The organism is Phyllobacterium sp. 1468, assembly GCF_031455525.1.
GTDB lineage: Bacteria > Pseudomonadota > Alphaproteobacteria > Rhizobiales > Rhizobiaceae > Phyllobacterium.
The window spans coordinates 479954-501394 of record NZ_JAVDSX010000001.1 but is presented as its reverse complement, the minus strand read 5'-3'; the positions used below and the strand labels follow the sequence as shown (position 1 = coordinate 501394).

Genomic DNA, 21441 nt, shown 5'->3' with positions numbered 1-21441 from the left:
TCACGCTTTCTGAGAATCCGTTGCCGCTAACGTGATTCTTGAGCGTAGATCGCGGCGGCATTTCGTCGTGATCAGGCGGAAATTATGACCCTTTTCAGCCGGATTGTGGCAGGATTATCAGTCTTTGCTCGACGCTTTCTCGGTTGCCGGTTCAATGGAATATTTCATCACGAGCGGCATCTGCGCGAAGGTGAAGAGCAGCGTGATCGGCATGGTGCCCCAAACCTTGAACGCCACCCAGAAGTCAGTCGAGAAGCTACGCCACACAACTTCATTCAGTACCGCAAGGAAAATGAAGAAAATCCCCCAGCGCATGGTCAGCTTGCGCCAGCCCTCGGCATTCAGCTTGAAGGCGCTGTTAAAGACATAGCCGAGGAGGGATTTGCCAAAATAAAGTCCGCCGAGCAGGATCACCCCGAACAATGCATTGACGATGGTCGGCTTCATCTTGATGAAGGTTTCGTTGTGGAGCCAAAGCGTCAGCGCGCCGAAGATCAGCACGACGATGCCGGAGATCAGGGGCATGATCGGCAGACTGCGCACCAGAATCCAGGAAGCGGCAAGTGCAATCGCCGTTGCCGCCATAAAAAGGGCGGTGGCAATGAAAATCGGCTCGCCAATATTGGAGAGTGCGGGAAAGCGCTCGATCAACCATTCGCCGCGAGCGTTCGCGAAGAAGAACACCATGAGCGGGCCGAGCTCCAGAACCAGCTTGAGCAGTGGATTGATCTCCTTGCGCGCCGGATTGGTTCTGGCTGCCGGATCAGATGGATCACGTTCAAATATGGGCTGTTCCATCATGCAACTCCTGCAATGGCTTTGGCAAAATCGCTTGCGGCGAAAGGTTCGAGGTCTTCGACCTGCTCGCCGACGCCAATGAAATAGACCGGCAATTTGTGTTTTGCAGAGATGGCGACAAGAATGCCGCCACGTGCCGTGCCGTCAAGCTTGGTCATCACGAGACCATTGACGCCTGCGACGTTCTTGAAAATTTCGACCTGGTTGAGAGCATTCTGTCCCGTCGTCGCATCAAGCGTTTGCAATACCGTATGCGGCGCTTCCGGATCGTTCTTACCGAGCACACGAACGATCTTCGCGAGTTCGTCCATCAGTTCCGCCCGGTTCTGCAGACGGCCAGCCGTGTCGATGATCAGAACGTCGCTGCCGGCTTCCTTGGCCTGTTTCCACGCATCGAAGGCTAGGCCCGCCGCATCGGCGCCAAGCTTGGAGGAAACGACCGGTGCGCCGGTGCGTTTGCCCCAGATGTGCAACTGTTCGATGGCGGCCGCTCTGAATGTATCGCCCGCTGCGAGCATGACGTTAAGACCGCCCACCGTAAGCTTAGCGGCAAGCTTGCCGATCGTCGTGGTCTTGCCCGTCCCGTTGACCCCCACGACGAGAATAACATGCGGTTTGTGCGAAAGGTCGAGTTCCAAAGGCTTGGCCACCGGGCCCAGTACTTTCTCGATTTCCGCTGCCATGATGGCGCGGACTTCTTCCGTGCTGATATCCTTGCCGTAGCGTGTGGCACTCAAGGCTCCGGTGATGCGGATGGCGGTTTCCATGCCGAGATCTGCCTGGATCAGCACGTCTTCCAGGTCCTGCAACGTATCTTCGTCGAGCTTGCGCCGGGTGAAGATGCTGCCAATGGAATCGCCAAGTTGCTGGGAGGAACGGAACAACCCCTTGCGCAAGCGCTCGAACCAGGAAAGGCGCCTTTCCGGTTCTGCAATGGCGGGTTGTTCAGCCTGCTTCTCCTCGACCGTTTTGCTAACCGTCACCTTCGAGGGCTTCGGTGCGATTATGGGCTCGGGTGCTTCTACAACCTCTGCGACCGGCGCCTCGGGAGCGGGGATCGGTACCGGCTCGATCGCCACCTCGCCCATTGGCGACTCAATTTCATCCGTGGCTTCGATGAGTTCATCGACTGGCGACGATTCGATTGTGGTCTGTTCGGTAATGATGGGTTCGATGTCTTGAAGTAACTCAGGTTCTGCCGCCGTCTCTTTGAAGGAGACCGTCTGTCCCTCAACACCTTGTTCTGCTTCAGCAGGAATAGTTTCTGCAGCCACATTCAAGGCTTCTTGTGCCGTCGTATCCTCATAGAGCTGCTCAGCCGTGGGTAGCTGGTCGAGCTCGCCCGAGGGCTTCTCAACCGGGACCTCTTCGACCTCCTTCTTGCCGAAGGAGAATATCTTCTTGATGAAACCCAGAGCCATGAAAACTGCTTTGCTAATTAAGATTATGCCGCACGCCGGCTACTATCATCAGCCAACAGCTTGTCGCTGTCATGGCCCTTGATCATGCGCTCGATGATATGGCCCGGCACTCCATCATCGACACCAACGAGAGTGAAACCCTCCGTCCGGCCAAGGCCTTCACGTTCGATGAGAATTTTCTGCGTCGTGCCAACGAGACCTTGCAAGTGGCGTCGGTAGGCTATGGCGCCTGCGGCCCGCAGCCGTGCCGCCCGTGCCTTGACGCTCTGGCGGTTAACCTGCGGCATGCGCGCAGCTGGCGTTCCTTCACGCGGGCTGAAGGGAAAAACGTGCAGATGCGTCAAACCACATTCCTCGACGATCCGGATTGAGTTTTCGAACATCTCGTCCGTCTCGGTCGGGAAACCGGCGATAATATCCGCACCAAAAACAATATCCGGGCGTATCCTCCGGACATTTTCGCAGAACGCGATTGAATCTTCACGCAGATGACGCCGCTTCATACGCTTCAGGACCATGTTGTCGCCCGACTGCAACGAGAGATGCAGATGCGGCATCAGGCGTTTTTCGGTCGCCAGCGCTTCCATCAGGTCTTCATCGGCTTCGATCGAGTCGATGGAGGAAAGGCGCAGCCGCTGCAAGCCCGTTACTTCCCTGAGTACGGTTTTCACGAGCTTGCCCAGCCGCAAGTTTCCCGGAAGATCCGGTCCATAGCTGGTCATGTCGACCCCGGTCAGCACCACTTCGTTGTAGCCATTGCCGACGAGCCGCTTGACCTGTTCGACAACCCCGCCCATCGGCACCGAGCGGGAGTTCCCCCGGCCGTAGGGGATAATGCAAAATGTGCAGCGGTGATCGCAGCCATTCTGCACCTGAACAAAAGCACGGGCACGTCCCTCAATGGCGTCGACCATGTGCGAGGCGGTCTCGCGCACTTCCATGATGTCGTTGACACGCACCTTTTCAAACTGGTTGACGCCGAAATCCGGCAGCATACGATAGGAGTTGGATTTCAGCTTCTCCTCGTTGCCGAGAACCAGATCGACTTCATCCATGGCGGCAAATTCATCCGCGCCTGTTTGAGCGGCGCAGCCGGTAACGATAATGCGCGCCCGCGGATTATCCCGGCGTGCCTTGCGGATCGCCTGCCGGGCCTGGCGCACAGCTTCGCTGGTGACCGCACAGGTATTGAAGATGATTGCGCCGTCCTCCAGCGAGCCGAGGCCCGCCGCATCGGCCTCGCGCTTCATCACTTCCGACTCGTAGGTATTGAGCCGGCAACCGAAAGTGACGACATCGACAGCCATTACGCCGCCCCCTGCGAAGATTTGGCTTCGTCGCGGTGCCAGGCTCCGGTCGCCGGGTCAAGAGATCCTGAAAACTCCCATTCCGCGGGCCCGGTCATCATCACGTGATCGTTATCAAGCCATTCGATCAACAGCGGTCCGCCCGGAACAGTGACCGTTACCACCCTTTCGGTACGGCCGGTACGCGCGGCGGAAACACCAGCGGCGCAGGCAGCAGAACCGCAAGCCTTGGTCAAACCGGCACCGCGTTCCCACGTACGCAGGGTAATGGCGTTGCGGCTGGTCACGTGCGCAATGGAGATATTGGCGCGCTCCGGAAAGATCGGATGGTTTTCAAGGAGGGGCCCGAACCGCTCCAGGTCGTATGTCCATACGTCCTGGTCAACCCAAAAAATCGCGTGCGGATTGCCCATATTGGCGACCGAGGGCGAATGCAGGACCGGCGCATCGATCGGCCCGATCTGCAATTCGATCCTGCGCGTGTCGTGAAACGGTTCTGCGAGGGGAATTTCCTGCCAATCGAAGCGCGGCTTGCCCATGTCGACGGAGATCTGGCCGTCTGGATGCTCATGCGCGGTCAGGATTCCGGCGACAGTCTCGAACGTGAATTCACGCTTGCCGGTTTCAGAGCTCAGCGCCTGCACCACACAGCGCATGCCATTGCCACAGGCCTGCGCCTCGCTGCCGTCGGAGTTGATAATCTCAATATAGGCTTCCGTGCCGTCCGTTCTGGCTGAATGAATCGCCATGATCTGGTCAAACTTGGTCGCCGGATCCCGGTCAAGCGCGATGGCCGCGTCAGCCGTAATCCGGTCCGCACGCCCACGCAGATCGGCAACGATAATTTCGTTACCAAGCCCGTTCATCTTCGCAAATTGCGCGTATGCCGCCATGCCTTCGCTAGCCTATAACTGCCATCATCTGTCGATAGAGGGCTTATATGGCGGAAAAGGGAAAGAAATGCCAGTGCCTGCGCGACTCTGTCTTGCTGGCGTTCCGTGCGCATGCGCATCGTCGACGCGCGCAACCAGTCATGGTTTGCTGCAATGCATAAGACTTTATTCACCTTGAAATGATTGAATTGGTTAATGCCGCCGGTCCTGGCTGATCGCGGGCAGCTTTGGAAGGTGTGGCGATATTGTCAGTTCGACCATTTTTTGATGGTCCTGGTGCCCGGTTCGGTCAGAAAAACAGCGGTTTTTCTGGGGTGCGGGTTGAAATTTCGCCAGTATCGCCATTGTATTGATGGTTAACGAGCGCCGAATGGAATCGCATTCAGAGTGCAAATGCGCAGATGGAGAACTGAAGTTATGGGGACTTTGAAAGTCAATTTGCTGGCCGTCGCCGTTGTTGGCATGGCGCTGGCGGGATGCCAGAGTTCGCGGATGGATCCTGTCTCTACCGCGCCTGCACCCTTGCAGCCGGCACCCTCAGGCTCGGTGAGCCAGAGCCAGCTGCCGCCGCCCGGCGGCTCCAATCAGTTTCCGACGGCTCCGACAACGGGTAACGCAGCTCCAGCGCAGCAAGGCAATACGCAGGTCGCTGCGCTGCCACCTGAAAATGCTCCCGATCTTACGGCGAGCAGCGTTGCCGGCGTCTGGAATGCCTCGATGGGCGGCCAGAGCTGCAAGATTGCGACGCCGCAGACCAAGTTCGGCCAAGGCTACCGTGCCGGTCCGCTGCGCTGCCCGGGCGAACTTGCCAACCTCTCTTCTTGGGCCGTGAGCGGCAAGCAGCTCACGCTTTATGATGCAGCGGGCGGTACAGTGGCAAAGCTCTATTCTTCCGGCCAATCGAAGTTCGACGGCCAGACTTCGGGCGGGCAGAACGTCAGCCTGTCACGTTAGTTAGCTATGAAATGGGAGTGCGCCACGGGCGCACCCGGAGACTGCATTTCGCATGTCGCACGATAATTTGAAAATATTTCCCTCCGTGCGCGAGCGCTACGATGCGCTTGTACACGCAGGAGATTTGGATGCCGATCCATCGCAACAGCGTCTTGCAAGTCGATTTGATCGTTTGATCCACGACGTGGCGACGAAGCGGCTTGCAACAAAATCCAGTGCGCTGGGCTGGCTGTTCAGCCGAAAGGCGCCGCGGCATGAAGTCGTCAAGGGCCTGTATATCCATGGCGAAGTCGGTCGCGGCAAAACCATGTTGATGGACATGTTCTACCAATTGGTGCCGGTCAAACGCAAACGTCGGGCGCATTTCATCGACTTCATGGCGGATGTGCATGAACGCATCAATGCGCACCGCCAGGCTCTGAAGAAAGGCGAGACGAAACAGGAAGATCCTATTCCGCCGGTTGCCGATGCATTGGCCGAACAGGCGTGGGTTCTGTGTTTCGACGAATTCACCGTGACTGACATTGCTGATGCGATGATCCTGTCGCGCCTGTTTCGCGCGCTCTTCGAGCGTGGCGTGGTGCTCGTCGCTACGTCGAATGTCGCGCCCGATAATCTCTATCGCGACGGCTTAAACCGCCAGCTTTTCCTGCCGTTCGTCGATCTTCTGAAAACGCACGTCGACGTCATCAACCTTGATGCCCGCACGGACTATCGCCTGGAGAAGTTGAACCGCATGCCGGTTTTTCTTTCGCCGCTGAACGATGAGACGCAACGATTGATGGATGCCGCCTGGCACGCGGCAACCGCAGGCGCGACCATCGCGCAAGATAGTGTCAAGGTCAAAGGCCGTACGGTCATCATTCCGCAGGCCGCACGACACGTCGCGCGCTTTACGTTTGCCGATCTTTGTTCGAAGCCGCTCGGGGCAGCAGATTACACCGCGATCATAAAGCGCTATCAGACCATCTTCATCGAGGCAGTGCCGGTGCTCGACCAGCCGAGACGCAATGAAGCCAAGCGATTCATCATCCTGATCGATATTCTTTACGATCATCACGTTCATGTGGTGATCTCTGCGGCCGCCTCGCCGGACCAGCTTTACGTGGCAAAGTCAGGCACCGAGGCCTTCGAATTCGACCGAACAGCGTCGCGGTTGTTCGAGATGCAGAGCGAAGACTATCTGGCGGAAACAGGCAAGGATGACGCGCTCGGAGAACGTAACCCGCAGGGATTGGATGCCATCAATTGAGCGTGATGCAGTTCGCCATTCTTTCATCATTTTGATATGTTGCCTATGTTAAAAATATCGAGGTTTGGCTGCCGTAGAGCGACCTAAATTGACGTTTACGTAAATCCCATCAAATCTAACCGATTGAATTTATTGGGGTGAAAATTTTATGTTGAGTTATTTTGGAAAGAGGAATATTCGAACGACCCAGCGCAAAGACATGTGGTGAAGGTTTGCCCATGGGCTGCCCAAATATTGCGATGTGTCCTTTGGCGTCCGTCACGACTTCAGATCAAGGAAGTAATCAGCATGGCACGTAATAAAATCGCCCTCATCGGTTCAGGCATGATCGGTGGAACGCTTGCACATTTGATCGGGCTCAAGGAGCTCGGCGACATCGTGCTTTTCGACATCGCAGAAGGCATACCGCAGGGCAAGGGACTGGACATCGCCCAGTCGTCGCCAGTTGACGATTTTGACGCCAGTCTGGTCGGCGCCAATGACTATTCGGCAATCGAAGGCGCCGATGTAGTGATCGTCACCGCCGGAGTGCCGCGCAAGCCGGGCATGAGCCGCGATGATCTTCTCGGCATCAACCTCAAGGTCATGGAGCAAGTTGGCGCGGGGATCAAGAAGTACGCCCCCGGCGCTTTCGTTATCTGCATCACCAATCCGCTGGACGCCATGGTCTGGGCATTGCAAAAGTTCTCCGGCCTGCCGAAGAACATGGTTGTCGGCATGGCGGGTATTCTTGACAGCGCACGTTTCCGTTATTTCCTTGCCGATGAGTTCAAAGTCTCCGTTGAGGACGTCACCGCCTTCGTTCTCGGCGGTCACGGCGACTCGATGGTACCGCTTGCGCGCTACTCCACCGTTGCGGGTATCCCGCTTCCGGATCTGGTCAAGATGGGTTGGACCAGCCAGGAGAAACTCGATCAGATCATCCAGCGTACCCGCGATGGCGGCGCTGAAATCGTTGGCCTCCTGAAAACCGGCTCTGCTTTTTACGCGCCGGCATCGTCGGCGATTCAGATGGCCGAAGCCTTCCTCAAGGACAAGAAGCGCGTTCTTCCCGTCGCGGCGCATCTTTCTGGCCAGTATGGAGTCAAGGACATGTATGTCGGCGTCCCCGTCATCATCGGCGCTGGTGGTGTCGAGCGGGTCATCGAAATCGATCTCAACAAGACGGAACAGAAACAATTCGAGGCTTCGGTCGCTTCTGTCGCGGGCCTGTGCGAGGCCTGCATCAACATTGCTCCGAACCTGAAATAACTCGGGCCTGAAACAATTCTGAAACGATCCGCACCTATGTGTGCGGATTATTCGTAGAGGAAATATCATATGAATATTCATGAATATCAGGCCAAGCGTCTGTTGCACTCATTTGGTGCGCCCATCGCCAATGGCGTCGCCGTCTACTCCGTTGAACAGGCGGAAGAGTGGGCGAAAACGCTGCCCGGTCCGCTTTATGTGGTCAAGAGTCAGATCCATGCTGGCGGGCGTGGCAAGGGCAAGTTCAAGGAACTCGGTCCCGATGCGAAGGGCGGGGTACGCCTTTCCAGATCGGTAGAAGAGGTTGTTGCCAACGCGAAGGAAATGCTGGGCAACACGCTGGTCACCAAGCAGACCGGTCCTGCCGGCAAGCAGGTTAACCGCCTTTACATCGAAGACGGCGCCGATATAGAGCGCGAGCTCTATCTCTCCATCCTGATCGATCGCGCTACCGGCCGCCCGGCTTTCGTTGTTTCCACAGAGGGCGGAATGGATATCGAAGGCGTCGCGCACGACACGCCGGAAAAGATCATCACCGTTTCGATTGATCCGGAAAAAGGCGTGACCGCGGAAGATACCGCCAAGATCAATGCCGCATACGGCCTCACAGGGGAGGCCAAGGCCGACGGCGAGACGCTTTTCCCGATCCTCTACAAGGCCTTCACAGAGAAGGATATGAGCCTGCTCGAGGTCAACCCGCTGATCGTCATGAAAGACGGCCGCTTGCGTGTTCTCGATGCCAAGGTGTCGTTCGACGGCAACGCCCTGTTCCGTCATCCCGACGTCGTCGAACTCCGGGATACGACAGAAGAGGACGCCAAGGAAATCGAGGCTTCGAAATACGACCTCGCCTATGTGGCACTCGACGGCAATATCGGCTGCATGGTCAATGGCGCCGGTCTTGCCATGGCAACGATGGACATCATCAAGCTGTATGGTGCTGAGCCAGCGAACTTCCTCGATGTTGGCGGCGGCGCCAGCAAGGAGAAGGTTACCGCTGCGTTCAAGATCATCACGGCCGATCCCGCGGTCAAAGGCATTCTGATCAACATCTTCGGCGGTATCATGAAATGCGATATCATTGCCGAAGGGGTGATCGCTGCGGTCAAGGAAGTCGGCCTCAAGGTTCCGCTCGTCGTTCGCCTCGAAGGCACCAATGCCGAACTGGGCAAGAAAATCATCAATGAAAGCGGCCTTAACGTCGTCTCTGCGGACGATCTCGACGATGCGGCGCAGAAAATCGTCGCAGCTGTGAAGGGGAACTGAGGCATGTCTATTCTGGTCAACAAAGACACCAAGGTTCTTGTTCAGGGCCTCACCGGCAAAACCGGCACATTCCACACCGAACAGGCTTTGGCCTATTATGGTACCCAGATGGTCGGCGGCATTCATCCGAAAAAGGGCGGCGAGACTTGGGAAGGCAATCTGCCGACCGGTTCGACTGCGCAACTGCCGATCTTTGCTACGGTTGCCGAGGGTAAAGACCGTACGGGCGCCAACGCGTCGGTCATCTACGTTCCGCCTGCAGGCGCAGCGGAAGCAATCCTGGAAGCCATCGAGGCAGAGATTCCCCTGATCATCTGCATTACCGAAGGTATTCCCGTGATGGACATGGTTCGGGTCAAGGCGCGCCTCGATCGTTCCACCTCGCGTCTGATCGGCCCGAACTGCCCTGGCGTATTGACGCCGGAAGAATGCAAGATCGGCATTATGCCGGGTAACATCTTCAAGAAGGGTTCCGTGGGTGTTGTATCGCGCTCCGGAACACTTACCTATGAAGCAGTGTTTCAGACGACGAACGAGGGCCTCGGCCAGACGACAGCGGTCGGTATCGGCGGCGATCCCGTCAAGGGTACCGAGTTCATCGACGTGCTCGAAATGTTCCTTGCTGACGAAGCGACCAAGTCGATCATCATGATCGGTGAAATCGGTGGCTCGGCCGAAGAAGATGCAGCGCAGTTCATTGCCGACGAAGCAAAGCGTGGCCGCAAGAAGCCCATGGCTGGTTTCATCGCCGGGCGTACGGCACCTCCCGGACGCACGATGGGTCATGCCGGCGCTGTCATCTCCGGCGGCAAGGGTGGCGCGGAAGACAAGATCGCAGCGATGGAAGCCGCGGGTATCCGCGTTTCACCTTCGCCAGCGCAGCTCGGCAAGACATTGGTCGAAGTCCTCAAGGGCTGAGACATTAACTTAGCGAGAATGGATCGGGACGGTAGTCGCCCCGGTCATCCACCAGGAAAAGGAGACGGAGCAGGGCTCCGGTCACGAACATGGCACGTCAAGAACAGGCCAACGATCTTTTCGCTCTCACCTCATTTCTATATGGCGGCAATGCCAATTATATCGAGGAATTGCACGCGCGTTACGAGCAGGATCCGGCATCGGTGGATGCCGAATGGCAGGAATTCTTCGCCAACCTCAACGACAGCAAGGCTGATGTTATCGCCAATGCCAAGGGGGCTTCCTGGGAGAAGCCAAACTGGCCGATTACCAGCAATGGCGAACTCGTTTCAGCGCTCGACGGCAATTGGGGCGAAGTCGAAAAGCACATCACCGACAAGTTGAAGGCCAAGAGCGCCAACGGCGCAGCAGCTACCAATGGCGCTGCCGTTGCCCTTCAGGTACCGGCGTCAGATTCGGATATCATCCATGCTGCCCGCGATTCCGTGCGCGCGATCATGATGATCCGTGCCTATCGCATGCGGGGTCATCTGCACGCCAAACTTGACCCGTTGGGCCTTGCCGAAGTCAAGGAAGATTATAACGAGCTGTCGCCCGAGACCTATGGTTTCTCGCCGGCCGACTACGACCGCAAGATCTTCATCGACAATGTGCTGGGTCTGGAATATGCGACGATACCGCAGATGCTCGACATCCTGCAGCGCACTTATTGTTCGACGATCGGTGTCGAGTTCATGCATATCTCTGATCCGGTGGAAAAAGCCTGGATCCAGGAGCGCATCGAGGGTCCGGACAAGGGCGTCGCTTTCACGGCGGAAGGCAAGAAGGCCATCCTGTCGAAGCTGATCGAGGCCGAGGGTTTCGAGCAATTCATCGACGTCAAATACAAGGGCACCAAACGTTTTGGCCTCGATGGTGCCGAGTCGCTCATCCCTGCGCTCGAGCAGATCGTCAAGCGCGGCGGCTCCATGGGCCTGAAGGAAATCGTTCTCGGTATGGCGCATCGTGGCCGGCTCAACGTTCTCAGCCAGTTCATGCGCAAACCGCACCGCGCGATTTTCCATGAGTTCAAGGGCGGCTCCTATACGCCGGATGACGTTGAAGGTTCCGGTGACGTGAAGTACCACCTTGGTGCGTCGTCGGATCGCGAGTTCGACGGCAACAAGGTCCACCTGTCGCTCACCGCCAATCCCTCGCACCTTGAGATCGTCAATCCGGTCGTAATGGGCAAGGCGCGCGCCAAGCAGGATCTTCTTGTCGGGCGCGACCGCGATGAGATTGTACCCCTGTCCGAACGTGCCAAGATCATGCCGCTGCTCCTGCACGGCGATGCGGCGTTCGCCGGTCAGGGCGTTGTCGCCGAATGTCTCGGCCTGTCGGGTCTGCGCGGCCATCGCGTCGCCGGCACTGTCCATTTCATCATCAACAACCAGATCGGTTTCACCACCAATCCGCGGTTCTCACGTTCCTCGCCCTACCCCTCTGATGTGGCGAAAATGATTGAAGCGCCGATCTTCCACGTCAATGGTGACGATCCGGAAGCCGTTGTTTATGTGGCGAAGATCGCCACCGAATACCGCATGACGTTCCATAAGCCAGTCGTCATCGACATGTTCTGCTATCGCCGGTTCGGCCACAATGAAGGCGATGAGCCTGCGTTCACGCAGCCGATCATGTACAAGACGATCCGCAGTCAGAAGACTGCGGTCCAGGTCTATTCGCAGAAGCTGATCGACGAAGGGCTCATCACGGACGCCGACCTCGAAAAAATGCGGGCCGCCTGGCGGGAAAATCTCGAGCAGGAATTCGAGGCGGGTCAGCATTACAAACCAAACAAGGCCGACTGGCTCGACGGTGCGTGGAGCGGTCTGCGGACGGCGGACAATGCCGATGAACAGCGGCGCGGCAAGACCGGCCTGCCGGTGAAGACCTTGAAGGAAATCGGCAGGAAGCTCGCCGAAGTTCCGCCCGGGCTCAATGTGCACAGGACCATTCAGCGTTTCCAGGACAACCGCGCCAAGATGATCGAGACCGGCGAAGGCTTCGATTGGGCGACTGCGGAAGCTTTGGCATTCGGTTCGCTGGTCACGGAAGGTCATCCCGTACGCCTGTCTGGCCAGGATGTCGAGCGCGGCACGTTCAGCCAGCGTCATTCGGTGCTTTATGATCAGGACACCGAGAAGCGTTACATCCCGCTCAACAATCTGCAGAAGGGCCAGGCTATCTACGAAGTCATCAATTCGATGCTTTCGGAAGAGGCCGTGCTCGGTTTCGAATATGGTTATTCGCTGTCGGATCCGCGAGCTCTGACCTTGTGGGAGGCGCAGTTCGGTGACTTCGCGAACGGCGCGCAGGTCATCTTCGACCAGTTTATATCGTCGGGTGAGCGCAAGTGGCTGCGCATGTCAGGTCTTGTCTGTCTTCTGCCGCATGGCTATGAAGGTCAGGGGCCGGAACACTCCTCGGCCAGGCTCGAGCGCTATCTGCAGCTTTGCGCCGAAGATAATATGCAGGTCGCGAACTGCACGACGCCGGCTAACTATTTCCATATCCTGCGCCGTCAGATGAAACGCGATTTCCGCAAGCCGCTTATCCTGATGACGCCGAAATCCCTGCTGCGTCACAAGCGTGCCGTCTCCTCGATAGGGGATTTCACGGGCGATTCATCGTTCCACCGCTTGCTGTGGGATGATGCGCAACTCCTCAAGGATCAGCCTATCAAGCTGCAGAAGGACTCGAAGATCCGGCGCGTCGTGTTGTGCTCCGGCAAGGTCTACTACGACCTTTACGAGGAGCGCGAAAAGCGCGGCATCGACGATGTCTATCTCCTGCGTGTCGAGCAGCTTTACCCATTCCCGGCAAAGGCGCTGATCACTGAACTGTCCCGCTTCCGCAATGCGGAAATGGTGTGGTGTCAGGAAGAGCCTAAGAACATGGGTGCCTGGGCATTTATCGATCCCTACCTGGAATGGGTCCTCGCGCATATCGACGCCAAGCATCAGCGCGTCCGTTACACCGGACGTCCTGCTGCAGCCTCGACTGCAACGGGCCTGATGTCCAAACACCTTGCACAGCTTGAAGCATTCCTTGAAGATGCTTTGGGTTCCTGACCCCCAACAGATCAAGATCAACGAGAGCTGAGAACATGGCCACCGAAATCCGCGTCCCAACGCTGGGCGAATCCGTTTCCGAAGCAACAATTGGCAAATGGTTCAAAAATGTCGGCGATGCGATTGCCGTTGACGAACCTTTGGTCGAACTCGAAACCGACAAGGTGACGATCGAGGTACCGGCATCTTCTGCCGGCTCGCTCGCTGAAATCACCGCAAAGGAAGGCGATACGGTCGAAGTCGGTGCCTTGCTCGGTATGATCGGTTCGGGTGATAGTGCTGCAGCAGCTCCCGCAAGGAAGGCCGAGGCCAAGCCGGAAGCTGCCGCACAGGCCTCGGGCAGCGCTGCTGCTGCTACGACCAAGGAAGCAGAGGCAAAGACCGCCGAAGTCGCGGGCGAGCCGGCCATCACCGAACGCAAGCCAAGCGAGATGCCGGCTTCCCCTGCTGCAGCCAAGATCCTTGCCGAGAAAGGTGTTGCCCTCTCTCAGGTCGACGGGTCCGGCAAGCGCGGACAGGTGCTCAAGGGTGACGTGCTTGATGCCGTTGCCAAAGGGATCACGGCCCAGCCCGCCGCAGCGGAAGCACCCAAGCCCGTTGTGGCTCGTCCCGCATCGTCCGCTGACGACGCATCGCGCGAAGAGCGGGTGAAGATGACCCGTCTGCGTCAGACTATTGCGCGTCGGTTGAAGGATGCACAGAACACGGCCGCCATGCTGACCACCTATAATGAGGTGGACATGTCGGCTGTCATGGATCTGCGCAATCGCTACAAGGAAATCTTCGAGAAGAAACATGGCGTGAAGCTCGGCTTCATGGGCTTTTTCACCAAGGCCGTAACGCATGCATTGAAGGAAGTACCTTCGGTCAATGCGGAAATCGACGGCAACGATATCATCTACAAGAACTTCGCTCACGTCGGGGTTGCTGTCGGCACGGATCGGGGCCTTGTCGTTCCGGTCGTGCGCAATGCCGACCAGATGTCGATCGCCGAGATCGAAAAGGAAATCGGCCGCCTTGGCAAGGCTGCACGCGACGGTGCGCTGTCTATGGCTGACATGCAGGGCGGTACGTTCACCATTTCCAATGGCGGCGTTTACGGTTCCCTGATGTCCTCCCCCATTCTCAACGCTCCCCAGTCGGGTATTCTCGGCATGCACAAGATCCAGGATCGCCCTGTGGTCGTTGGCGGGCAGATTGTCATTCGTCCGATGATGTATCTGGCGCTGAGCTACGATCATCGCATCGTCGATGGCAAGGAAGCGGTGACCTTCCTTGTTCGGGTCAAGGAGAGCCTGGAGGATCCGGAGCGCCTTGTTCTTGATCTTTAATAAATAGGATGGTGCTGGCCTTTGCTCCCTTAAGGGGAGGTTGGTCGGCGCCGTCGTTTCCCAACCCGAGAGTTAGAATATTGATGGATTCGAGCGTTCATTCCCGTTCTGCACTTATTCTGGCTGCGCTCTTGGGTTCGGCACTCATTACTGGTCCTGCTTTTGCCGCCTGCACGCAGGATCGTGCAATCTACACCGACAGGGATGATGCTTTTACGCTGAGGTTCAAGCATGTGCCCGAAGACAAGCCTGTCATGACATCGAATGAATTCTCCATCGAGATGAATGACAGCGATCTGAAACTCGATGGCGTGGTCATGTGGAATGAGGGCATTGCAAGACCCAGCGGCATCATCATGTACAAGTGCCCCACTGGCGATGTTACCGGTGATGAGCTGCAGGCATGTACCGTTTGGCGCGGCGTCATTTATGCCTTGAAGGAGGGCGCCGACGCCGACCTCCTGCCGCAAGCCAAGGAACCAGCTGCGCAGGCTCTGCTCCTGCCGGATTTTTCCAGCTCCATGAGCAGCTTTGACTTCAAACTTGAAAAACCCATCGAGACTTTTCCCTGGGAAGTCTTCCGCTTTAAAGAATGCGTGCCTGAACAGTAATTTGTTGGGCAACGTCGCAAGAGAAGGAATCAATCATGGCATATGATGTCGTTGTCATCGGAACAGGTCCGGGTGGCTACGTATGCGCGATCAAGGCCGCGCAGCTTGGCCTCAAGACCGCGGTGATCGAGAAGCGCACTACTTTCGGCGGAACTTGCCTCAATATCGGTTGCATCCCGTCAAAGGCACTGCTGCATGCCTCGGAAGTGTTCCATGAGGCGGGTCATTCCCATGCCACTTTAGGTGTCGATGTCGGCACGCCAAAGCTCAATCTTCCTGCCATGCTGGCCCATAAGGATGCAACGGTCGAAGCCAACGTCAACGGCGTTGCGTTCCTGTTCAAGAAGAACAAGATCGACACGTTCATGGGTACGGGCAAGATTCTTGCGGCCGGCAAGGTTTCCGTGACGTCCGAAGACGGCACGGTTCAGGAGATCGAAACAAAGAACATCGTCATCGCCACCGGGTCGGATGTCGCCGGCATTCCTGGGGTCAATGTCGAATTCGACGAAAAAGTCATCATATCGTCGACCGGCGCCCTGGAGCTCGAAAAAGTGCCGGAGCGCCTCGTCGTGGTTGGAGGCGGTGTGATCGGGCTTGAGCTTGGCTCGGTCTGGGCTCGCCTCGGATCGAAGGTCACGGTCGTCGAGTATCTGGACAAGATTCTCGGACCGATGGATGGCGAGGTCTCGCGTCAATTCCAGCGCATGCTGGAAAAGCAGGGCATCGAGTTCAAGATGAGCGCCAAGGTAACCGGTGTAGAAAAATCCGGGAAAGGCGCGAAGGTTACGTTCGAGCCGGTCAAGGGCGGCGAGGCGCAAACCATCGACGCCGATGTCGTCCTCGTCTCGACGGGCCGCAAACCATATACGGACGGTGTGGGCCTGAAGGACGCCGGCGTTGCGGTCGATGATCGCGGACGGGTCGCTATCAATGATCATTGGCAAACGAATGTCCCGGGAATCTATGCGATTGGCGACGTCGTCGAGGGGGCGATGCTGGCGCACAAGGCGGAGGATGAGGGCATTGCCGTTGCCGAGATCCTCGCGGGGCAGGTGGGTCACGTCAACTATGACGCGATTCCGAGCGTGGTCTATACGCAGCCTGAAGTGGCCTCTGTCGGCAAGACGGAGGAGGAGCTGAAGGCGGCCGGCATCGAATACAAAGCTGGCAAATTTCCGTTTACGGCCAATGGCCGTGCCCGCGCCATGCTGCACACCGATGGTTTTGTGAAAATTCTGGCGGACAAGGCCACCGACCGGGTGCTGGGTGTTCATATTCTTGGTTACGGCGCTGGTGAAATGATCCACGAGGCAACTGTTCTGATGGAATTTGGTGGCTCTTCAGAGGATTTGGCGCGCACGACGCACGCTCACCCCACCATGTCGGAAGCGGTGCGGGAAGCTGCTCTGGCGACTTTCTTCAAGCCGATCCACATGTGATCAGGTTACAACTTTTATCGAAAGAGCCCGGATTTCCGGGCCCTTTTTGTAATGCTTTTGCCAACTATTGGGCAGGTGCAGGAGCCGGTGCCGGCGTAGCTGGTGCCGGAGCAGGTTCAGCAGGAGCCGGAGCTGTCGGTTGAGGAGCAGTCGCTGCCGGCGGCTCAGGCGTAGCCGGTGCCGGCGTTGTCTCTGTCGCGGCAGGCTGTGTCGGAGCGGTCGGGCTCATACCGACGTCGCTACGGTTAAAGAAGAAGTATCCGCCGATCACCAAGGCGGCAATGATAATCCCGGCAACCAGGAAACCAGTGCCACCACCGCTCTTGGCGATGGTCGACCTCGGATTATTCGGATCGCTTTCCATCGGCCGCTGTTGCAGGTTCGGATCGTATGTCATTTCGTGTCCTCCATGACTTTTCAGTACATTCCGAGGAGAACAACGATTATCAGTCTCGAAAGTTCCGCAATCGTCAGATGACGCGCTTGCGATGTTTTTGCCCTTAAACGATATAGGGCGGTTTAACGGCATCAATACTTGGTATAACTGGAAGAAGTTTTGTTATTCCTAGCCGGTTCTGTTTCACGGATGACGAGACAATTAAACAGGTCACGTCCAAACCCTCGACCTTGAACCAACCTCCGGCAGATCTGGAGAGACAAAGTTTGCTCCATCACTCGGCAGTGATTGTATAACCCCTGCTCTTAAGCAGTGAAACGAGACCTTGCTCACCGGGCAGGTGCAGTGCCCCGACAGCTATGAAAGCATTTCCCTCCTCGATGATCGGCACCGCACGCTCCGCCATGGTCCGGTTGCGCGCATTGACCATCTTTTCCTCGAATTCCGCATAATTCTGGCCGCTTTCGGTGCCATCAGGAGATACCGAGCGCATCAAAGGGAAGATCATGCCGATCTCGCCTTGTGTATAAAGTACGGTCATCGTTTCGAAGACATCCGGTAGTTTCGGTCCGAGTGTCAGCGTCTCGATCAATCCGTCGATGTGAAACTGTGTTGGCAGCGATGCCATGGCGCCGAGTTGATCTTTTATAGTCTCAAGCCCGGCAATCCGCTTGCCCTGTGCCTTGGCGTCTTGCGCCAGCTTGATATCGAGAAATGCCGCACCTTCTTTTTTGCGGGCGAATTCGCATGCCGGCATGGCGAGCATGCTGGTCAGCATCCAGGGTTGCATGCGATTAACGGCGGCGAGCGAGATACCCCGGTCAGAAAGCGCAGTTTTCACCGTCTCAAGCTTGTCGTGGGGGATGACCTTGTCCAGCGTGTCGCCGTCCATGAACATCATCAGTTCCGGCGTTTCGGCCATCACCTTCATTGGAGCCTTCGGGTCGAGGACCTCATCTGTTTCAATCACGACGGTATCGGCACCCTGATAGGCGGTCTCCGCCGCGTCGGAAAGCGTGAGAACGCGCGGATCGGTCAGATGCATCGTGCCGTAGAGATAGGATGGCCGTGTCCCGGCCTTCTCGATCTTCCACAGCAAGCCCTTGCCGTTTACTGTGTCCGCGGCTTCCTTGCGCAAGGCATCGAGTTTTGCCGGATTGGTCGTTGCCATTTCCGCGATCAGATCATGGCCGCCGCACGAAACCCCTTCAGCTCTGGCGCGTGTCACGCTGAAAGCCGCTACGAAGAGCGAAGCCAACAGCAGCCAGCTGAATACCAGGCACAGCCGCAGCAGGCTATCCGCGATATGGTCAAGCGAAGTGAGATTTTCGGTATTGTTCATGTCTGGTATCTATCCGTAAGCCCGCGGAGAACGCGTTAATCTCAGCCGGTAAATTGTCCGTATTCAGGCGCGGGGATGCGCTTTGGCGTAGATTTCCATCAATCGCTCCGTGTCGACACCCGTATAGACCTGCGTCGTCGACAGGCTGGCATGGCCGAGCAACTCCTGGATCGTGCGCAGATCGCCGCCGCGTCCCAGCAGATGCGTGGCAAAGGAATGGCGCAAGGCGTGCGGTGTCGCCGTCTCCGGCAGGCCGAGCGCGCCGCGCATCTTCTGCATGTCACGCTGGATGATGGCGGAGTGCAGTTCGCCGCCGCGCGCGCCACGAAACAGCGGCTTGCCCTCTTCGAGATCGTAGGGACAGAGCGCGCGATACTCGGCAACGGCCCGGTGTACGACCGGTAGCAATGGCACCATGCGCGTCTTGCCGCCCTTGCCGGTAATCAGGATCGAGCGCGCATCCGGATCGTTCAATGCGCCGCCATCGAGGCCGAGTGCCTCGGAAATGCGCAACCCGCAGCCGTAAAGCAGGGTCAGAACCGCGGCATTGCGCGCTGCGATCCACGGCGCTTCGTTCAGCTGTTCGCCCTTCTCGACGACACGCCGTGCATCCACCATGGTCAGCGGCTTGGGCAGGGATTTCGGCTGGCGCGGCGCCCGCATGGCAATGGACGCGGCGGCGTTGGCCATACCGTGCTTTTCGAGGAAGCGCAGGAACGAGCGTATGCCCGCAAGTCCGCGGCCGAGCGTACGCGCACCGGCGCCGTCATTGCGCCGCCGTGCCAGAAATGAACGCAGATCGGCGATCCGCAGCGTCGCCACGTCCTTCAGTGCCGGAGGCTCGCCGAGGTGTCCCGTAAGAAACTGGAAGAACTGGCGTGTGTCGCGTTCATAGGCTTCCAATGTGTTCGCTGCCAGCCGCCGCGTGTTCTTCAGCGATTTTAGCCAGTTTTCTCGCGCATCGATCAGATCCGGTCGGGCAGACACAAGAAACGGCTCGGTTTGTGGTTGGACGCCCATGGCATCGCTCCTCAGCTTATTCGCCCGGACAATGCCACATGACTTCTTACAGAGTCGTTTCGCTTTGGTTTTGGCGCTTGGTTTTGTCCGGCGTATGCTCTAATTCGGGGCTGAATACGTAAAGTTGGAAGAAACCGATGGCGAAGTTGAACGATCCGGTGCAGTTGGCAGTGATCGGTGCGGCGCATGGCACGCGCGGAGAGCTCAGGGTGAAAACTTTCACTGGCGATCCAATGGCGCTGGCGGATTATGGTCCGCTTTATGACGTGACCGGCAGGCCGTTCGAGGTGCTTGATATCCGACCGGCGAAAACGGTGGTCGTCGTTCGCTTTCGCGGGGTGAACGATCGCAACATGGCCGAGGCGTTGAATGGCACCACGTTGTTCATAGACCGCTCGCAGCTGCCGCAGGATCTGGACGAGGACGAATATTACCACTCGGATCTGATCGGGCTCGAGGCGATCGACGCCGAAGGCAACAAGCATGGCAAGGTATCGGCGATGTTCGATTTCGGCGGCGGCGATCTGCTTGAGTTGACCATACCGGGAAAGCGCCCGATGTTGATCCCTTTCACGATGCTCGCGGTGCCGCAAGTGGATATCAAGGCCGGTCACATCATTATCGATCCCGCGGCCGCCGGTCTCATTCCCGACGAAAACGAAGATGAGGAACGGCGCCGGCAACTCGGCGGTGAGGATGGCGGGAAAAAGCAGCGATGACCACGGTTGAAGGCGGATTTCGCGCCACTGTGCTCACGCTTTATCCGGAAATGTTTCCGGGCCCGCTTGGCGTGTCGCTCGCTGGAAAGGCGCTTGCGGACAGGGCGTGGTCACTGGAAACGGTGCAGATACGCGACTTCGCTACCGACAAGCATCGCATGGTGGATGACACGCCCGCCGGCGGCGGCGCTGGCATGGTCATGAAGGCGGATGTACTCGCCCGGGCAGTCGATCATGTGGCTGATGCACGTCCGAAACTTTACATGAGCCCGCGTGGCAAACCCCTGACGCAGGCCCGCGTGCGGGAACTCGCTGCAGGGCCGGGCGCGATCATGCTCTGCGGACGTTTCGAGGGCGTGGACGAACGGCTGATCGAGGCCCGGCATTTCGAAGAGATTTCAATCGGAGACTACATACTTTCCGGCGGAGAGACTGCCGCAATCGTCGTCCTCGATGCGATCATCAGGCTTCTGCCGGGTGTTATGGGCAATGTCATGTCCGGTGAAACGGAGAGTTTCGAGACCGGCCTGCTTGAACACCCGCACTATACCAAGCCGCAGGAATGGGAAGGGCGACGCATTCCCGATGTGCTCCTCTCCGGCAACCATGGCGCTATCGATAAGTGGCGGCGTGCGGAAGCGGAACGGTTGACGAAGGAGCGCCGGCCCGATCTTTGGCAGGCGCACAGGGCGTCATTGCAGAAATAGCAAGCAAAAAGAATCGCCTGTGGACGTGACAAACCGGGATTTATGGTGTATCAGCCCGCCAACTCGGGAAATACCCGGTCCATTAATCAATGAATGGTGAATTCGCTCCTGCTTCGTCGGAGGCATAGAAATGTGGCCATGTTGCTACGTTTCAAGTGTCGAGCGCTCTGACTGTTTGAAAAACAAAGGATGAAGACGATGACCGTCGATATTATTCGTCAGCTCGATCTCGAACAGAGAGCAAAAATCGAAGCCAAGCGCGTGCTCCCGGATTTCCGCCCAGGCGACACCGTTCGTGTAAACGTCCGCGTGACGGAGGGTACCCGTACCCGCGTTCAGGCCTATGAAGGCGTTTGCATCGCTCGCAACGGCGCTGGCATCAACGAGAACTTCACTGTTCGCAAGATTTCCTATGGCGAAGGCGTAGAGCGCGTATTCCCGGTTATTTCTCCGCTGGTCGAAGGCGTCGATATCGTTCGTCGCGGTAAGGTTCGTCGTGCCAAGCTGTACTATCTGCGTGGTCTCACCGGTAAGGCGGCTCGTATCGTCGAGAAGAAAGACAACCGCAAGAACAAGACAACAGTTCCTGCAACTGGTGCAGCCGAGACGGTCTCGGAAGCAACTGTTGCCAAGGCACCTGCCGCTGAATAAGCGCGGTCCCTATCATTTGGAAAAAGGCGGTCTTCGGGCCGCCTTTTTTGT

The 21441-nt window shown here is 57.5% G+C and carries 19 protein-coding genes; 12 read left to right on the top strand and 7 right to left on the bottom strand.

Annotation, left to right across the window (positions count from 1 at the left end; genetic code table 11):
• Positions 1-117 precede the first annotated feature (117 nt).
• From J2X72_RS02460 to dapF, 4 genes are read right to left on the bottom strand one after another with little or no spacing between them, the layout of a single operon-like run.
• Positions 118-798, bottom strand: coding sequence for a septation protein A (locus J2X72_RS02460; protein ID WP_310068074.1), 681 nt, complete (start codon positions 796-798; stop codon positions 118-120).
• Positions 798-2219 (bottom strand): signal recognition particle-docking protein FtsY, encoded by a 1422-nt coding sequence (gene ftsY, locus J2X72_RS02455; protein ID WP_310068072.1) that lies wholly within the window; start codon positions 2217-2219, stop codon positions 798-800. The genes J2X72_RS02460 and ftsY overlap by 1 nt, the downstream gene beginning before the upstream one ends.
• Positions 2220-2242: 23 nt before the next feature.
• Complete coding sequence (gene mtaB / locus J2X72_RS02450; RefSeq protein WP_310068069.1) at positions 2243-3526, bottom strand: tRNA (N(6)-L-threonylcarbamoyladenosine(37)-C(2))-methylthiotransferase MtaB; 1284 nt, start codon at positions 3524-3526, stop codon at positions 2243-2245.
• Positions 3526-4419, bottom strand: coding sequence for a diaminopimelate epimerase (dapF, locus tag J2X72_RS02445; protein ID WP_310068067.1), 894 nt, complete (start codon positions 4417-4419; stop codon positions 3526-3528). The genes mtaB and dapF overlap by 1 nt, the downstream gene beginning before the upstream one ends.
• Before the next feature lie 417 nt (positions 4420-4836).
• Between dapF and J2X72_RS02440 the strand changes: the two genes are divergently transcribed.
• The 9 genes from J2X72_RS02440 to lpdA all read left to right on the top strand — a co-directional run bounded on the left by J2X72_RS02440 (position 4837) and on the right by lpdA (position 16554).
• Positions 4837-5373, top strand: coding sequence for an AprI/Inh family metalloprotease inhibitor (locus tag J2X72_RS02440; protein ID WP_209998917.1), 537 nt, complete (start codon positions 4837-4839; stop codon positions 5371-5373).
• 52 nt (positions 5374-5425) lie between these two features.
• Positions 5426-6625, top strand: coding sequence for a cell division protein ZapE (zapE, locus tag J2X72_RS02435; protein ID WP_310068065.1), 1200 nt, complete (start codon positions 5426-5428; stop codon positions 6623-6625).
• A 288-nt stretch (positions 6626-6913) separates the two neighbouring features.
• Positions 6914-7876, top strand: a complete 963-nt coding sequence (mdh, locus tag J2X72_RS02430; protein ID WP_112525031.1) for a malate dehydrogenase — start codon at positions 6914-6916, stop codon at positions 7874-7876.
• A 69-nt stretch (positions 7877-7945) separates the two neighbouring features.
• Positions 7946-9142: an ADP-forming succinate--CoA ligase subunit beta gene (sucC, locus tag J2X72_RS02425; protein ID WP_310068061.1), complete on the top strand. Its 1197-nt coding sequence runs from the start codon at positions 7946-7948 to the stop codon at positions 9140-9142.
• Between the two features lie 3 nt (positions 9143-9145).
• The gene (gene sucD / locus J2X72_RS02420; RefSeq protein ID WP_310068060.1) at positions 9146-10060 is read left to right on the top strand and encodes a succinate--CoA ligase subunit alpha; all 915 of its coding nucleotides are present in this window, start codon (positions 9146-9148) and stop codon (positions 10058-10060) included.
• Between the two features lie 89 nt (positions 10061-10149).
• On the top strand, positions 10150-13170 hold the full coding sequence (locus J2X72_RS02415) for a 2-oxoglutarate dehydrogenase E1 component (RefSeq protein WP_310068058.1): 3021 nt from the start codon (positions 10150-10152) through the stop codon (positions 13168-13170).
• Positions 13171-13205: 35 nt separating this feature from the next.
• Positions 13206-14501 carry a 2-oxoglutarate dehydrogenase complex dihydrolipoyllysine-residue succinyltransferase gene (gene odhB, locus J2X72_RS02410; protein ID WP_310068055.1) on the top strand — a complete coding sequence of 432 codons (1296 nt, stop codon included), beginning with the start codon at positions 13206-13208 and terminating at the stop codon, positions 14499-14501.
• A gap of 83 nt (positions 14502-14584) precedes the next feature.
• The gene (locus J2X72_RS02405) at positions 14585-15112 is read left to right on the top strand and encodes a hypothetical protein (protein WP_209998927.1); all 528 of its coding nucleotides are present in this window, start codon (positions 14585-14587) and stop codon (positions 15110-15112) included.
• On the top strand, positions 15112-16554 hold the full coding sequence (gene lpdA, locus J2X72_RS02400) for a dihydrolipoyl dehydrogenase (protein WP_310069261.1): 1443 nt from the start codon (positions 15112-15114) through the stop codon (positions 16552-16554). Before J2X72_RS02405 ends, lpdA begins: the two co-directional genes overlap by 1 nt.
• Before the next feature lie 64 nt (positions 16555-16618).
• On the opposite strand, the gene J2X72_RS02395 is transcribed toward lpdA, so the two are convergent.
• The 3 genes from J2X72_RS02395 to J2X72_RS02385 form a co-directional block, all read right to left on the bottom strand.
• Complete coding sequence (locus J2X72_RS02395; protein ID WP_310068052.1) at positions 16619-16951, bottom strand: hypothetical protein; 333 nt, start codon at positions 16949-16951, stop codon at positions 16619-16621.
• Positions 16952-17225: 274 nt separating this feature from the next.
• Entirely contained in the window at positions 17226-18293 is a 1068-nt protein-coding gene (locus tag J2X72_RS02390; RefSeq protein ID WP_310068050.1) for a TraB/GumN family protein, read from the bottom strand.
• 63 nt (positions 18294-18356) lie between these two features.
• Complete coding sequence (locus J2X72_RS02385) at positions 18357-19313, bottom strand: tyrosine recombinase XerC (protein WP_310068048.1); 957 nt, start codon at positions 19311-19313, stop codon at positions 18357-18359.
• Between the two features lie 137 nt (positions 19314-19450).
• Here J2X72_RS02385 and rimM point away from each other — a divergent pair, with 137 nt between their 5' ends.
• From rimM to rplS, 3 genes are all read left to right on the top strand, one after another.
• Complete coding sequence (rimM, locus tag J2X72_RS02380; RefSeq protein WP_209998939.1) at positions 19451-20032, top strand: ribosome maturation factor RimM; 582 nt, start codon at positions 19451-19453, stop codon at positions 20030-20032.
• Positions 20029-20739, top strand: a complete 711-nt coding sequence (gene trmD / locus J2X72_RS02375; protein WP_209998941.1) for a tRNA (guanosine(37)-N1)-methyltransferase TrmD — start codon at positions 20029-20031, stop codon at positions 20737-20739. Before rimM ends, trmD begins: the two co-directional genes overlap by 4 nt.
• 198 nt (positions 20740-20937) lie before the next feature.
• The gene (rplS, locus tag J2X72_RS02370; protein WP_112525226.1) at positions 20938-21390 is read left to right on the top strand and encodes a 50S ribosomal protein L19; all 453 of its coding nucleotides are present in this window, start codon (positions 20938-20940) and stop codon (positions 21388-21390) included.
• Positions 21391-21441 lie beyond the last annotated feature (51 nt).

Excerpts from the sequence above, each read along its gene's own strand:
- J2X72_RS02460 (WP_310068074.1), bottom strand. The coding sequence starts at position 798 with ATGGAACAGCCCATATTTGAACGTGATCCATCTGATCCGGCAGCCAGA.
- ftsY (WP_310068072.1), bottom strand. The coding sequence starts at position 2,219 with ATGGCTCTGGGTTTCATCAAGAAGATATTCTCCTTCGGCAAGAAGGAG.
- mtaB (WP_310068069.1), bottom strand. The coding sequence starts at position 3,526 with ATGGCTGTCGATGTCGTCACTTTCGGTTGCCGGCTCAATACCTACGAG.
- dapF (WP_310068067.1), bottom strand. The coding sequence starts at position 4,419 with ATGGCGGCATACGCGCAATTTGCGAAGATGAACGGGCTTGGTAACGAA.
- J2X72_RS02440 (WP_209998917.1), top strand. The coding sequence starts at position 4,837 with ATGGGGACTTTGAAAGTCAATTTGCTGGCCGTCGCCGTTGTTGGCATG.
- zapE (WP_310068065.1), top strand. The coding sequence starts at position 5,426 with ATGTCGCACGATAATTTGAAAATATTTCCCTCCGTGCGCGAGCGCTAC.
- mdh (WP_112525031.1), top strand. The coding sequence starts at position 6,914 with ATGGCACGTAATAAAATCGCCCTCATCGGTTCAGGCATGATCGGTGGA.
- sucC (WP_310068061.1), top strand. The coding sequence starts at position 7,946 with ATGAATATTCATGAATATCAGGCCAAGCGTCTGTTGCACTCATTTGGT.
- sucD (WP_310068060.1), top strand. The coding sequence starts at position 9,146 with ATGTCTATTCTGGTCAACAAAGACACCAAGGTTCTTGTTCAGGGCCTC.
- J2X72_RS02415 (WP_310068058.1), top strand. The coding sequence starts at position 10,150 with ATGGCACGTCAAGAACAGGCCAACGATCTTTTCGCTCTCACCTCATTT.
- odhB (WP_310068055.1), top strand. The coding sequence starts at position 13,206 with ATGGCCACCGAAATCCGCGTCCCAACGCTGGGCGAATCCGTTTCCGAA.
- J2X72_RS02405 (WP_209998927.1), top strand. The coding sequence starts at position 14,585 with ATGGATTCGAGCGTTCATTCCCGTTCTGCACTTATTCTGGCTGCGCTC.
- J2X72_RS02395 (WP_310068052.1), bottom strand. The coding sequence starts at position 16,951 with ATGACATACGATCCGAACCTGCAACAGCGGCCGATGGAAAGCGATCCG.
- J2X72_RS02390 (WP_310068050.1), bottom strand. The coding sequence starts at position 18,293 with ATGAACAATACCGAAAATCTCACTTCGCTTGACCATATCGCGGATAGC.
- J2X72_RS02385 (WP_310068048.1), bottom strand. The coding sequence starts at position 19,313 with ATGGGCGTCCAACCACAAACCGAGCCGTTTCTTGTGTCTGCCCGACCG.
- rimM (WP_209998939.1), top strand. The coding sequence starts at position 19,451 with ATGGCGAAGTTGAACGATCCGGTGCAGTTGGCAGTGATCGGTGCGGCG.
- trmD (WP_209998941.1), top strand. The coding sequence starts at position 20,029 with ATGACCACGGTTGAAGGCGGATTTCGCGCCACTGTGCTCACGCTTTAT.
- rplS (WP_112525226.1), top strand. The coding sequence starts at position 20,938 with ATGACCGTCGATATTATTCGTCAGCTCGATCTCGAACAGAGAGCAAAA.